This is a genomic window from Dactylosporangium sp. CA-139114 (genome assembly GCF_050955725.1).
In the GTDB taxonomy this organism is placed as follows: Bacteria; Actinomycetota; Actinomycetes; order Mycobacteriales; family Micromonosporaceae; genus Dactylosporangium.
Genome location: NZ_CP192080.1, coordinates 5,114,091 through 5,127,853 on the forward strand (window position 1 = coordinate 5,114,091; position 13,763 = coordinate 5,127,853).

Annotated in this window: 4 protein-coding genes; 3 read left to right on the forward strand and 1 reads right to left on the reverse strand. The window is 76.0% G+C overall.

Annotated elements, in window-relative coordinates; genetic code table 11:
- The first annotated feature begins 28 nt into the window (after positions 1-28).
- From ACQP2P_RS22570 to ACQP2P_RS22580, 3 genes are read left to right on the forward strand one after another with little or no spacing between them, the layout of a single operon-like run.
- Entirely contained in the window at positions 29-4,768 is a 4,740-nt protein-coding gene (locus ACQP2P_RS22570) for an amino acid adenylation domain-containing protein (RefSeq protein WP_433603873.1), read from the forward strand.
- 9 nt (positions 4,769-4,777) lie between these two features.
- On the forward strand, positions 4,778-7,966 hold the full coding sequence (locus tag ACQP2P_RS22575) for a non-ribosomal peptide synthetase (RefSeq protein ID WP_433603874.1): 3,189 nt from the start codon (positions 4,778-4,780) through the stop codon (positions 7,964-7,966).
- Positions 7,963-13,230, forward strand: a complete 5,268-nt coding sequence (locus ACQP2P_RS22580; protein ID WP_433603876.1) for a non-ribosomal peptide synthetase/MFS transporter — start codon at positions 7,963-7,965, stop codon at positions 13,228-13,230. The genes ACQP2P_RS22575 and ACQP2P_RS22580 overlap by 4 nt, the downstream gene beginning before the upstream one ends.
- On the opposite strand, the gene ACQP2P_RS22585 is transcribed toward ACQP2P_RS22580, so the two are convergent.
- Positions 13,159-13,758 carry an HAD family hydrolase gene (locus tag ACQP2P_RS22585; RefSeq protein ID WP_433603877.1) on the reverse strand — a complete coding sequence of 200 codons (600 nt, stop codon included), beginning with the start codon at positions 13,756-13,758 and terminating at the stop codon, positions 13,159-13,161. The genes ACQP2P_RS22580 and ACQP2P_RS22585 overlap by 72 nt on opposite strands.
- Positions 13,759-13,763 lie beyond the last annotated feature (5 nt).

Sequence of the window (13,763 nt, forward strand, 5' to 3'; positions counted from 1 at the left end):
GGCCGTCTGATATCAGGGAGGGCTGCGCGTGTTTCAGCGTGTCCACGAGCAGGTCGAAGAGCAGGCAAGGCGCACACCGGACCGGGTTGCCGTGATCGCCGGCACCGTCCGGACGCGCTACGCGCAGCTCGACGCCCGCGCGAACCGGATCGCCCGGGAGCTGGCCCGGGCCGGGGCCGGCCCCGGGGAGCTCGTGGGCGTGTGCCTGGGCCGCGACGAACACCTGCTCCCGGCGCTGCTGGGCGTGCTGAAGACCGGCGCCGCCTACGTGCCGATGGACCCGGCGTACCCGGCCGAGCGGCTGGCGTACATCGCCGCCGACACGAAGATGCGGCTCGTCGCCACGACCCGGGCCACGACGCTGCCCGGCCTGGACGCCGTCGCGGTCCGCGTCGACGAGATCGCCGCGGACGCCGACGCGACCCCGCTCGACCGGCCCGGCGACGGCGGCGACGCGGCCTACGTCATCTACACCTCGGGCTCCACCGGCCGCCCCAAGGGCGTCGTCGTCGAGCACCGCAACACGATGAACCTGCTGCGGTACGAGGCCGAGGCGTACACCGCCGAGGAGCTGAGCGGCCTGCTCGCCACCGCGTCGATCTGCTTCGACCCCTCGATCACCCAGCTGTTCCTGCCCCTGGTCACGGGCGGCACGGTCATCCTCGCCGAGAACGTCCTGGCGCTGCCCGCGCTGCCGGCCCGCGACGAGGTCACGACCGTCTACGGCGTGCCGTCCGCGCTGGCCGCGCTGCTGCGCGAGCCGCTGCCCAGCGGCGTGCGGGCCGTGTTCGCCGGCGGCGAGCCGCTGACCCGGGCGCTGGTCGATCGGATCTACGCCAACCCCGGCGTGCGCCGGGTGCTCAACCTCTACGGCCCGACCGAGTGCACCACGACCTGCGCGATCGCCGAGGTCGGCCGCGACGACACCGGCGAGCCGCCGATCGGGCGGCCGATCGCGGGCGCCGTCATGTCCGTGCGCGACGCCGACGGGCGGCCGGTCGCCGACGGCGAGCTGGGCGAGCTGTGGATCGGCGGCCCGGTGGTCGCCCGCGGCTACCTCAACCGCGACAGCGGCGGGTTCGGCGACGGCTGGTACCGCTCCGGCGACCTGGTCCGCACCGACGGCACCGTGCTGCGCTTCGCCGGCCGCGCCGACGACCAGGTGAAGATCCGCGGCTACCGGGTCGAGCCCGGCGAGGTCGAGGCGGTGCTCGTGCGCCACCCGGCCGTGCGCCGCGCCGGCGTGGTCGCCGCCGCCGACGAGGACGGCGTGTCCTACCTGGTCGGGCACGTGGAGGCGACCGGCCTCGACGAGCGGAGCCTGCGCGCGTGGCTGCGCCGCCGGGTGCCGGAGCACCTGGTGCCGACCCGGTTCGCGATCACCGAGCGGCTGCCGCTGAGCCCGAACGGCAAGATCGACCGGGCCGCGCTGCCCGTGCTCGCCGCCCGGCGCGGGACCGGGACCGCGTTCGTCGCGCCCCGCACGCGCGCCGAGGAACGGCTCGCCGCGATCGTCGGCAACGTGCTCGGCATCGACGAGGTCGGGGTCGAGGACCGCTTCACCGACCTCGGCGGGCACTCGCTCGCCGCGGCCCGGGTCTGCGCGCTCGCCGGCCGCGAGTTCGCGACCACGGTGCCGCTGGCCGCGTTCCTCGCCGAGCCGACCGTCGCCGCCCTCGCCAGCCTCGTCCACCAGGGCTCGGCCCCGGTCGCGAGCGGCCCGGTGCGGCACGAGGGCGTCCTGGAATACCCGCTCACCCCGACCCAGCGCGGCCTGTGGACGCTGCGGCAGGTCGGCTCGGTGCCGGCCGTGACCACGGTGGCGTTCCGGGTCCGGCTCACCGGTCCGGTCGAGGCGCCCGCCCTGCGCTCGGCGCTGGCCGCGCTGGTGTCGCGGCACGAGGTGCTGCGCAGCCGGATCGTCGAGCGCGACGGCGAGCCGATCGCGGTCGTGGGCGCCCGCACGGACGTCCCCGTCACGGAGCACGACCTGCGCGAGCGGCCCGCGGCCGAGCGCGCGGGGGAGGCCGGCGCGATCGCCGAGGCCGCCGCCCGGCACGCCTTCGACCTGACCGGCACGGCGCCGCTGCTGCGCGTCGAGCTCATCCGGCTCGCCGCCGGCGTGTCGGAGCTGGTGGTCGTCGGCGACCACATGGCCTTCGACGGCTGGTCCACCGGCACGTTGCTCGACGAGCTCGCGACCGAGCTGGCCGCGCCCGGCACCGTCGAGCCGCCGCCGGTGCAGGTCGGCGACCTCGCCTTCACCCCCGACGGCGCGACGGACGCGTGGCGCGACGAGCTGGCCGGGGCGTCGCCGCCGAGCGAGCTGTTCTCGGGCACCGCGGGCTTCCGCGGCGAGCGGATCACCCGCCCGGTCCCGCCGGCGAGCGGCACCCCCGTCTTCGCGGACTGGCTGACCGCCCTCGGGCTGCTGCTGGCCGGGCTCACCGCCCGCAAGGACGTGCTCGTCGGCGTGGTCGTGGCCCGGCGCGCCGGGCCCGAGCTCGACCGGGTCATCGGCCCGCTCGTCGACGTGCTGCCGGTCCGGCTGCGGCTGGAGCCCGCGGCCACCGTGCGGGACACGGTCGCGGCCGCGTCGGCGACGACGGCCCGGGCGCTGGACCGGCCCCGGCCGTCCACGGAGGACCTGTTCGCGGCCGTCGGCACCCAGTCGCGCGGGGCGATGCTGACCCCGGTGGTGCTCTCCGCGCAGCCGGCCGGGATGCCGGTGCGGGTCGAGCGGGGCGCGGTGCGGCTGGAGCTGCTCGGCGAGCTGGGGTGCGGCGGGGCGCAGAACCCGTTGACCGTCTTCGTGAACGAGACGGCCGACGGGGTCGAGCTTCAGGTGGAGTACGACACCGGCCTCACGAATCGCGCGTGGGTGGAGGCGTTCGCGGACCGGCTCCTGCGCACGCTCGCCGAGGTCACCGCGGACCCGGACCGCCCGCTCCCGCACCTGCCGCTGGTCACCGCGGCCGAGGAGGCGCAGCTGCTCGAGCTGGCCGCCGGTCCGCCGATCCCGGCCGGCGCGCCGGCCACGGCCGTCGAGGCGATCGAGCGGCAGGTGCGGGAGCGCCCCGGCGAGGTGGCCGTCGTCGGCGCCGACGACGAGATGACGTTCCGGCAGCTGTGGGACGACTCGGCCGCGATCGCGGCGATCCTGCTGGACCGGGGCGTCGAGCCCGGCGACGTCGTCGGCGTGTGCCTGCCGCGCGACCACCGGATGCCGGCGACACTGCTGGGGATCTGGCGGGCCGGCGCGGCGTACCTGCCGCTGGAGCCGGAGCTGCCGGCCGAGCGCCTGGCCTGGCTCGCCTCGGACGGCGGCGCGAAGACCGTGCTCTGCCGGAACACGACCGCCGCCGCGGCCGGACCGGGCGCGCTGAACCTGGACCTGACCCCGGACCTGACCTCAGGCCGGGCACCGGCCGGGCTCCCCGTCGTCGGGCCCGCCGACCGGGCCTACCTGCTCTACACCTCGGGCTCGACCGGCAAGCCCAAGGGCGTGGCCGTCGCCCAGTCCAGCGTCGCCGCGCTCACCGAGGCGCTGCGCTTCGAGCCCGGCTTCGGGCCCGGGGACCGCATGCTCGCCGTGGCCACGCTCAGCTTCGACATCTCGTGCGCCGAGATCTGGTCGGCGCTCGGCGCCGGCGCCTGCTGCGTGGTCGTCGACCGCGACAGCGCGGTGGACGGGTACCGCCTCGGCCGCCAGATCGCCGAGCACCGCGTCAACGTGATGAACGTGCCGCCGACGATCCTGCGCACCCTGCTCGCCGCGGGCTGGACGGGCGGGGCGGACCTGCGCGTGTGGGCCGGCGGCGAGACGCTCGACCCGGCCCTGGCCCGCGAGCTGCTGCCGGTGGTGCGGGAGCTGTGGAACGTGTACGGCCCGACCGAGGCCACCGTGCTGTCGACCGCGTACCGCGTCCTCGAGGTCGGCGACGCCGTGCCGATCGGGCACGCGATGCTCGGCGAGCGGCTCTACGTCATGGATCCGCTGGAGCGCCTCGTCCCGGCGGGCGTCGCGGGCGAGCTGTGGATCGGCGGCGCCGGGCCGGCCATCGGCTACCACAACCGGCCGGACCTGACCGGGGCCGCGTTCGTGCCCGACCCCGTCGTGCCCGGCGGGCGGTGCTACCGCACCGGGGACCTGGTCCGCCGCCGGCCGGACGGCGAGATCGTGTTCTGCGGCCGGCGCGACCACCAGCTGAAGATTCGCGGCTACCGCGTCGAGCTCGGCGAGATCGAGGCCGCGCTGCGCGCCCACCCCGGCGTCGAGCACGCGGTCGTCACCGCGCGGGGCCAGGGCGCGGAGGCGCACCTCGTGGGCTACGTCGCCGGCCCGGTCACCGCCGAGCAGGCCGCCGCCCACCTGCGCGCGAGCCTGCCCTCCTACCTCGTGCCGCACCGCTGGGTGGTGCTCGACGCGCTGCCGATGACACCCAGCGGCAAGGTCGACCTCGGCGCGCTGCCCGAGCCCGGCGAGGACCGGCCGCACCGGCCGGCCGAGTCGATGATGGAGCAGCTGGTCGCCGACGTCTGGGCCCAGATCCTCACCACCGACCGCATCGGTGCCGACGACAGTTTCTTCGGCCTCGGCGGCCACTCGCTCGCCGCGACCCGGGTCGCGGGCCGGCTGCGCGAGACGCTCGGCTGCGCGGTCCCCGTGCGGCTGCTGTTCGACCATCCGGTCCTCGCGAACTTCGCCGGACAGCTCGAACGGCTTGTTATGGACGACATCGTGGCCGAACCGGCCACCGGCAACTAGGGAACGACTATGACCTTGTCTGACCAGGACAGCTTACGGGCCCTCATGGAGCGGCGGGTCGCGGCGGCCCGCGCCGCCGCCCGGGCCGACGCGGAGATCCCGCGCCGGTCCGACCCGGACGCGCCGCAGCCGTTGTCACCGTCGCAGGCCCGGCTGTGGTTCAACGCGCAGTTCGAGACCAACACCTCGATCTACCACGTGCCCACGGTGCTGCGGCTGACCGGCCCGCTCGACGCCGACGCGCTGCTGGCCGCGCTGCGCGAGGTCGCGGCCCGCCACGAGGTGCTGCGCAGCGTCATCGCGCCGCCCGCGCACGCCGTCGCCGGCCCGGCCGAGCGGATCGAACTGTCCCTCGTGGACATCGACGAGCCCGGGCTGGACGCGGCGCTGCGGACCGAGGTGAGCCGGCCGTTCGAGCTCGACCGCGAGCCGCCGATGCGGGCCGTGCTCTTCCGGCTCGGCGCCGAGCACCACGTGCTGGCCCTGACCGTGCACCACATCGCCACCGACGCGTGGTCGCGGGACCTGATGCTCGACGAGATCGGCGCGCTCTACGCCGCCCGCCTCGGCCAGGGCGAGCCGCCCGCGCCGCCGCGGCTGCAGTACGCCGACATCACCGAGTGGCAGGCCACGCGGACCGCGGACGACCACGTCGGCTGGTGGGTCGAGCGGCTGGCCGGGCTCGCCCCCGTGCTCGCGCTCCCCGTCGACCGGCCCTACCCGGCGGTGGCCGACTGGAGCGGCGGCTACCTGCCGTTCAGGCTGTCCCCGGCCCTGGCCGAGCGGGTGCGCGAGACCGCCCGGGAGTGCAACGCGACGCCGTTCATGGTGGTGCTCGCGGCCTGGCAGGCGCTGCTGGGCCGGCTCTGCGGCAGCGAGGACGTCGCCGTCGGCGTGCCCGAGTCCGGGCGCCACCACCGCGCGACCGAGGGCGTCGTCGGCTGCTTCATCAACACGCTCGTGATGCGCACCGACCTGTCCGGCGACCCGACCGGCCGCCAGCTGCTCGACCGCGTCCGGGAGACCACCCTTGAGGCCTTCGCGCACGCCACCGCGCCCTTCGAGCGGGTCGTGGAGGCCGTGGCGCCCGAGCGCTCCACCGCCACGACGCCGATCTTCCAGTCGATGCTGTACCTGCTCGAAGCCGCCCAGCGCGACCCCGCGCTGCCCGGCGTGCGCGCCGAGCGCCTCGACGCCCCGCTCGACTTCAACAAGTTCGACGTGAGCCTGTCGCTGCAGGCCGAGGACGGCGGCTACGAGGGCGAGCTGCACTACCGCCTCGACCTGTTCGACCGGGCGACGGTCGAGCGCTGGTCACGCTGGCTGCTCGCCCTGCTCGACGGGATGTTGGCCGACCCCGACCGCCCGCTCTCGCAGCTCGACCTGCTGGGCGAGGCCGAGCGGGCCGAGCTGGTGGCCCTCGGCACCGGCCCGGACCTGCCCGCCGACGCGCCCGCCACCGTGCTCGACGCGGTCCTCGCCCAGGCCGACGCCCGCCCGGCGGCCGTCGCGGTCGCCGCCGCCGACGGCACCCTGAGCTACGGCGACCTGGCCGTGGCCGCGGCGCGGATCGCGACCGCGCTGCGCGCGCACGGGGCCGGGTCCGGTTCGCCCGTCGGGATCTGCCTGCCCCGCGACCGGCACCTGCCCGCCGCGCTGGTCGGCGTCTGGCGGGCCGGATCGGCCTACGTGCCGCTGGAGCCCGACCACCCGGCCGATCGGCTGCGCTACCAGCTCAGCGACTCCGGGGCCAGGGTCGTCCTCGCCGCCGCGGAGACGCTGGACGTGGCCCGCGCGCTCGTCGAGGGCACCGGCGCCGTCCTCGTCGACCTCGCCGACGCGCTGGCCGCCGAGCCCGGCGAGCTGCCCGCGACCGGCCCCGGCGACCTCGCGTACATCCTCTACACCTCCGGCTCGACCGGCCGCCCCAAGGGCGTGGAGCTCAACCACGGCGCCGTCGCCGCGTTCGTCGCCGCCAACTGCGAGCTGGTCCCGGTGACGCCCGACGACGTGATGCTCGGCCTGACCGCGCTCTCGTTCGACGTGGCCGGGCTCGAGCTGTGGTGCGGCCTCGGCAAGGGCGCCCGGCTGGTGCTGCTGGAGCGCGGCGTGGCCGTCGACGGGCACCTCGTGGCGCAGCGCATCGCCGAGTCCAAGGTGACCGTGATGACCGCGACCCCGACCACGTTCCGGATGCTCGTCGCGGCCGGCTGGCAGTCGCCGCAGGTGCGGGGGATCGCCATCGGCGAGGCCCTCGACCCCGCGCTCGCCCGCGAGCTCACGGTGCGGCTCGGCGAGGCCTGGAACGGCTACGGCCCGACCGAGACCGCCGTGGTCTCCACGATGTACCGCGTCACCGCGCCCGTCGGCGACACCGTGCCCATCGGCACCCCGATGGCGGGGGAGTGGGTGTACGTGGTGGACGCCGCCGGTCGCCTCGCGCTGCCCGGGACCATCGGCGAGCTGTGGATCGGCGGGGCCGGTGTGGCCCGCGGCTACCACGGCCGGCCCGACCTGACCGAGGCCGCGTTCGTCGCCGACCCGGTCCGGCCCGGCGAGCGCTGCTACCGCACCGGTGACCTGGTGCGCTGGCGCACCGACGGGCTGCTGGACTTCCTCGGCCGCCGCGACCACCAGGTGAAGGTGCGCGGGCACCGCATCGAGCTCGGCGAGATCGAGTCGCAGCTGCGCTCGGCGCCGGGCGTGGCCGAGGCGGTGGTGACCGTCGCCGACCCGGCCGGCGACGCGCACCTCGTCGGCTACGTGGTGCCGCGGCCGGGATCGACGCCGGACACGCAGGCCCTGGAGACCCTGCTGCGGGCGGCGCTGCCCGACTACATGGTCCCGCGCCGCTGGATGACCCTGGACGCGCTGCCGGTCAACGCCTCCGGGAAGGTCGACCGCACGGCGCTGCCCGAGCCGCGGGACGAGGTGCAGCAGCGGGTCGCGCCGCGCACCGAGGCGGAGCAGCTCGTCGCCGAGGTGTGGAGCGCCGTGCTGAAGCGCGACGAGCTGTCGGTGTACGACAACTTCTTCGCGCTGGGCGGGCACTCCCTGTCGGCGACGCTGGTCGTGGGCCGGCTCCGCGACGCGCTGGACTTCGCGGTGCCGGTGCGGCTGCAGTTCGAGCAGCCGGTGCTGGCGAACTTCGCCGCCGCGCTGGAGGCGCTGCTGCTGGCCGAGGTGACGCAGGCGTGACGGTCACCGACACCCAGCGCTCGCTGCTGCAGCAGCGGCTGGCCGGGGCGCGCCGCAACGCCGCTCGCACCGCCACCACCATTCCCGCGTCCGCCGACCCGGGCGCGCCGGCGCCGCTGTCGCCGGCCCAGGCCCGGCTGTGGTTCCTGCACCAGCTGGAGCCGGACAGCGGCGCGTACCACGTGTCGGCCACCGTGCGGCTGACCGGCCCGCTCGACGTGGCCGCGCTGAGCGCCGCGATCCGGGACCTGGCCGTGCGCCACCACGTGCTGCGAACCCGGTTCGTGGACCGCGACGGCGTGCCGACCGGGGTGCTGGGCGGCGCGGACGACGTGCCCGTCGAGACCGAGGGGGAGCTGGACGCGTTCCGGCACCGGGCGTTCCGGCTCGAGCAGGAGCCGCCGATGCGGGCGCTGATCCGCCGCGACGGGCCGGACGAGCACGTGCTGCTGCTCGTGGTCCACCACATCGCCTTCGACGCGTGGTCGATCGATCTGGCGCTGAGCGAGATCGCGGACCTGTACGCCCGCCGCCTCGACGGCCGCCCGGCGCCGGACGCGCCCGCGCTGCAGTACGCCGACTACGCCCGCTGGCAGGCCGGCCTCGAGCCGTCGCCCGCGGCCCTGGACCGGTGGGTCGAGCGGCTGCGGGGCCTGGCGCCGGTGCTGGACCTGCCGGCCGACCGGCCCCGCCCGGCGGTGGCCGGCCACGAGGCCGGGCAGGTGCGGGTGCACGTGCCCGCGGCGCTGACCGGCCCGATCGCCGGGCTCGCCGCGTCCTGCGGGGCGACGCCGTTCATGGTGCTGCTCACCGCGTTCCAGGCGCTGCTGGCCCGGGTGTGCGGCACGGACGACATCCCGATCGGCGTCCCGGTCGCGGGCCGGCACCACCCGGACGTCGAGAAGATGATCGGCTGCTTCATCGGCACGCTGGTCATGCGGACCGACTGCTCCGGCGACCCGACCGGCCGCGAGCTGCTGACCCGGGTCCGCGAGATGGCGATCGACGCGCTCGCGCAGTCCGAGACGCCGTTCGAGCGGATCGTGGAGCGGCTGCAGCCCGAGCGCAACCTCGGTCACACGCCGATCTTCCAGGTGCTGCTCAACGTGCTGGAGCAGCCGGCCGCGCCGCTGCGCCTGCCGAACCTGGACGCGCAGGGCATGGAGCTGCCGACCCACACGGCCAAGTACGACCTCAACCTCGCGCTGTCGCGCGTGGACGACGGCTACCGCGGCTCGCTGGTGTTCCGCGCCGACCTGTTCGACGAGGTGACCGCCCGGCGGCTGATGGACTGGTTCCTGGCGCTGCTGACCGGCCTGGTCACCGAGCCCGACCGCCCGGTCGGCGAGCTGGCGCTGGAGCCCGGCGTGCGGCCCGGGCCGGACGGCCCGCGGGTGTCCTACCCGCTGGACCGGCCGCTGCACGAGCTCATCGCCCGCCACGCGGCGTCGGCGCCGGACGCGACCGCGGTGGTCGCGGCGGACGGCCGGCTGTCCTACGCGGAGCTGAACCGGCGCGCCGGGGTGGTGGCGGCCCGGCTGCTGGCGGCCGGCGTGCGGCCCGAGGAGCCGGTCGCGGTGCTCACCGAGCGCGGGACGGCCCTGCCCGTGGCGATGCTCGGCGCGCTCAAGGCCGGCGCGGCCTACCTCCCCGTCGACCCCGGCTACCCGGACGGCCGCGTGGCGGAGATCCTCGACGCCGCGCAGGCCCGGTTCGTGCTCACCGAGGCCGCGTTCGCGGGCCGTGAGCCGTGCCGCGTCCCGGGCCGCGAGGCGATCGTCGTCGCGGACGTGACCGGCGAGCCGGCCGGGGCCGTGGCGGTGGCGATGGACCACCTCGCGTACCTCATCTTCACGTCCGGCTCGACCGGCCGGCCCAAGGGCGTCATGGTCGAGCACCGCAACATCGCGCACTACCTGCACGCGGTGGCGGACCGCATCGGGCCGCACGGCTCCTACGCCCTGGTGTCCACCCACGCGGCCGACCTCGGCATGACGAACCTGTTCGGGGCGCTCGCCACCGGCGGCGTGGCGCACCTCGTGGACCGCGAGACCGCCACCGATCCGGAGGCGTTCGCCGCCTACCTCGCCGAGCATCCGGTCGACGCGATGAAGCTGGTCCCGAGCCACCTGGAGCTGCTGGCCGCGCACGGCGACCTCGCCGCGCTGCTGCCCCGGGAGCTGCTCGTCCTGGCCGGCGAGCCGTGCCCGTGGGAGCTCGTCGAGCGCATCGAGCGGGTCCGGCCGGACCTGGAGGTGCAGGTCCACTACGGCCCGACCGAGACGACGGTCTCCGTGCTCGGCTGCGACGTGCGCGAGGTTCCGGCCGAGCGCCGCATCGGCACCGTGCCCATCGGGCGGCCGTTCGCCAACGTCGAGTGCCGGGTGACCGACCGGGCGGGCCGGCCGGTGCCGGACGGGGTGCCGGGCGAGCTGCGCATCGGCGGCCCGAGCGTGGCGCGCGGATACCTGAACCTCGTCGACGACCGCTTCGAGCAGGGTTGGTACCGCTCCGGCGACCGCGTCCGCGTCGACGCCCACGGCCTGGTGCAGATCCTGGGCCGGGTCGACGACCAGGTGAAGATCCGCGGTTTCCGGGTCGAGCTCAACGAGGTCGCCTCCGCGGTGCGCGGGGTCCCCGGCGTCGGCGAGGCCGTGGTGCTGCCCGTCGGCGAGGCGCACACGCGCCGGCTGGCCGCCTGGATCACGCCCGCGACGGCCGACCCCGGGGTGGTGCGGGCCGCGCTGCGCGACCGGCTCCCGGACTACATGGTGCCCTCGGCGTTCGTGGTCCTCGACCGGCTCCCGCTGACCGCCAACGGCAAGGTGGACCGGACCGCGCTGCCGGCACCGCAGCCGCCGGGCGCCGCCACCCGGGTCGCGCCGGAGTCCCCGACGCAGCTGCGGGTCGCCGCGGCCTGGGCCGAGGTCCTCGACGGCGCCGAGATCGGGCTGGACGACGACTTCTTCGCCCTCGGCGGCGACTCGTTCAAGGCGGTGCGGGCCGTGCGGGCCATCGACCCGCAGCTGCGCGTCATCGACCTGTTCACCCGGCCGACCGTGCGGGAGCTGGCCGCCTACCTCGACGGCGACACCGGCTCGACCGGCCTGCTGCACCGCCTGGCGGGCCCGGCCGACGCGACGCTGACCGTCGTCTGTGTGCCCTACGGCGGCGGCTCGGCCGCGGCGTACGGGCCGCTGGCCACCGAGCTCGCGCAGCGCCTGCCCGGCGCGGCCGTGCTGGCGATCGAGCTGCCCGGGCACGACCCGGCCCGGCCCGACGAGCCGCCGATGCCGATGGCCGAGCTGATCGACCGCGTGGTGGCGGACCTGCCGAGCGGCCCGGTGCTGGTCTACGGCCACTGCGTCGGCTCGGCGGCCGCCACCGAGCTCGCCCTGCGCCTGGAGTCCGACGGCCGCGAGGTCGCCGGGCTGGTCGTCGGGGGCAGCTTCCCGGCGGCGCGGCTGCCGGGGCGGGTGTCGTCCTGGTTCCACCGGCGCTTCCACGCCACGTGGTTCACCTCCGACCGGGCGTACCGTGACTTCCTGCGCACGCTCGGCGGCCTCGACGACGACGAGGGCCTCGACGCCGACGTGATCCTGCGCGGCCTGCGCCACGACGTGGACGAGTCGCAGACGTGGTTCACCCGCGAGCTGACCCGGCCCGACCGGCGGCGGCTGCGGGCGCCCGTGCTGTGCCTGATCGGGGCGCGGGACCGCTCGACGGAGCTGTACCAGGAACGCTATGCGGAATGGGGCGCCTTCGCGGATCGCGTCGCGCTGGCGGTCCTGCCCCGGGCCGGGCACTACTTCCTCAAGCACCAGGCGGCGGCCGCGGCCGACGAGATCGCCGGCGCGCTGCGGGAGTGGGGTGCGGGCCGGGCGCCGGAGGCGGTCAGCACCGCGGTCACCGGCGGCCGGGCCCGCCGCGACCTGCGCGAGTTCTACGTCATGACGGCCGGCCAGACCACCTCGCTGATCGGTGCCGCGCTGAGCTCGTTCGCCCTGGGCGTCTGGGCGTACCAGCGCAACGGCCGCGTCGCCGACTACGCCCTCGTCACCATGCTGGCCCTGCTGCCCTCGATCCTGCTGCTGCCGGTGGGCGGGGCGGTGGCCGACCGGATCGACCGGCGGCGCATCATGCTGGCCTGCAACGGGGCGGGCGCGGTGGTCATGTCCGCGGTGGTCACCCTGCTGGCGCTGGGCCGGCTGGAGATCTGGAGCGTCGGGCTGCTGGCCGGGCTGTTGTCCGCGGTGACCGCGTTCCACCGCCCCGCCTACCTGGCCGCGGTCGCGCAGCTGGTGCCGAAGCCCTACCTGGGCCAGGCCAACGCGCTGGCGAACCTCGGCCCGGGCATCGGCATGCTCATCGCCCCGCTGGCCGGCGGCGCGCTGATCACGGCGCTGGGCATGCCGTGGGTCGTCGCGGTCGACGTGGTGTCGCTGCTCGTCGGCGTCGGCACGCTGCTGCTGGTGCGCCTGCCCGACCGGCTCTTCCGCCGGCAGGAGGAGACGTTCGTCCGCGCGATCGTCGGCGGCTGGCGGTTCCTCGTCCGGCGCCGCCCGCTCATGATCATGATCGTGTTCTTCGTGGTCGAGAACTACCTCGCGATGCTCGCCCTCGCCGTGACCGTGCCGACCGTGTACGCGTTCGGCGGCACGACGGCGGTCAGCCTCGTCACCGCGTTCAGCGGCGTCGGGGCCGGTCTCGGGGCGCTGGCCATGGTGCTGTGGGGCGGCGCCGAGCGCCGGGCCACGGGCATGGTGGGCTTCGTCATCGGGGTCGGTCTCGGAGCCGCGCTCGTCGGGCTGCGGCCGTCGACGGGGCTCGCGGCGGTGGGCAGCCTCATCTGGTACGCCTCGCTCTCCATCCTCAACGCCCACTGGCTCGCGATCATCCAGGTCAAGGTCGGCCTGGAGCTGCAGGGCCGGGTGCTCGCCACGAACCAGATGCTGGCCGTGGCGATGACGCCGGTCGCGTTCCTGACCGCACCGCCGTTCACGGACGCGGTCGCGCCGCTGCTGCGGCCCGGGGGCGCGCTCGCGGACACGGTCGGGCGGGTCGTGGGGGTCGGGGACGCCCGCGGTACGGGGCTGATCCTGCTCGCCTGCGGCGTGCTGCTGGTGGTCTGGGGCGCGCTGGGCCTCGCCTACCGGCCCCTGCACCGGATGGAGGACGACCTGCCGGACGCCTCAGCGGGGGCCGAGATCCCCGACTCGCTGGACGAGGTCCAGGCCGAGGCCGACGAACAGGTGCGTGTGTAGCCCGACGCGCCGGGCGGCCGCGACGTTCTCGTCGCGGTCGTCCACGAACAGCAGTCGATCGGGGGCCAGGCCGAGCTCGCGGCAGCACCAGTGAAACGCCGCCGGGTCCGGCTTGGCCAGCCCGATCCGGCACGAGAAGGCCACCAGCTCGAAGTGGCGCAGCCACCGCCGGTGGTGGCGCTCGTAGTGGGCCGCGAGCTCCGCGGGGATGTTGGACAGCAGCGCCAGGCGCACCCCGGCGGCCGCGGCCCGCTCCAGCAGGCCGACCATCTTCTCGTCGACCTCGCTCCAGCTCGCGATGTCCGCCTCGACGAGGGCGGCGATCTGCTCCTCGGTGAACCGGGAGACCCGGCGCCAGTACTCGGCCCCGGTGACGAGGCCCGCGTCGTAGGCGACGCGGTGGTGCCAGTACGACTGCCAGAAATCGGCCTCGGGGAGACCGGCGATCTGCACGAGGGCGTCGCGACCGGCCTGCGACTGGTGCCGCGCGATGACCCCGAACAGGTCGAAGAGGATGACGTCGGGCACGGCGC

Excerpts from the sequence above, each read along its gene's own strand:
- ACQP2P_RS22575 (WP_433603874.1), top strand. The coding sequence starts at position 4,778 with ATGACCTTGTCTGACCAGGACAGCTTACGGGCCCTCATGGAGCGGCGG.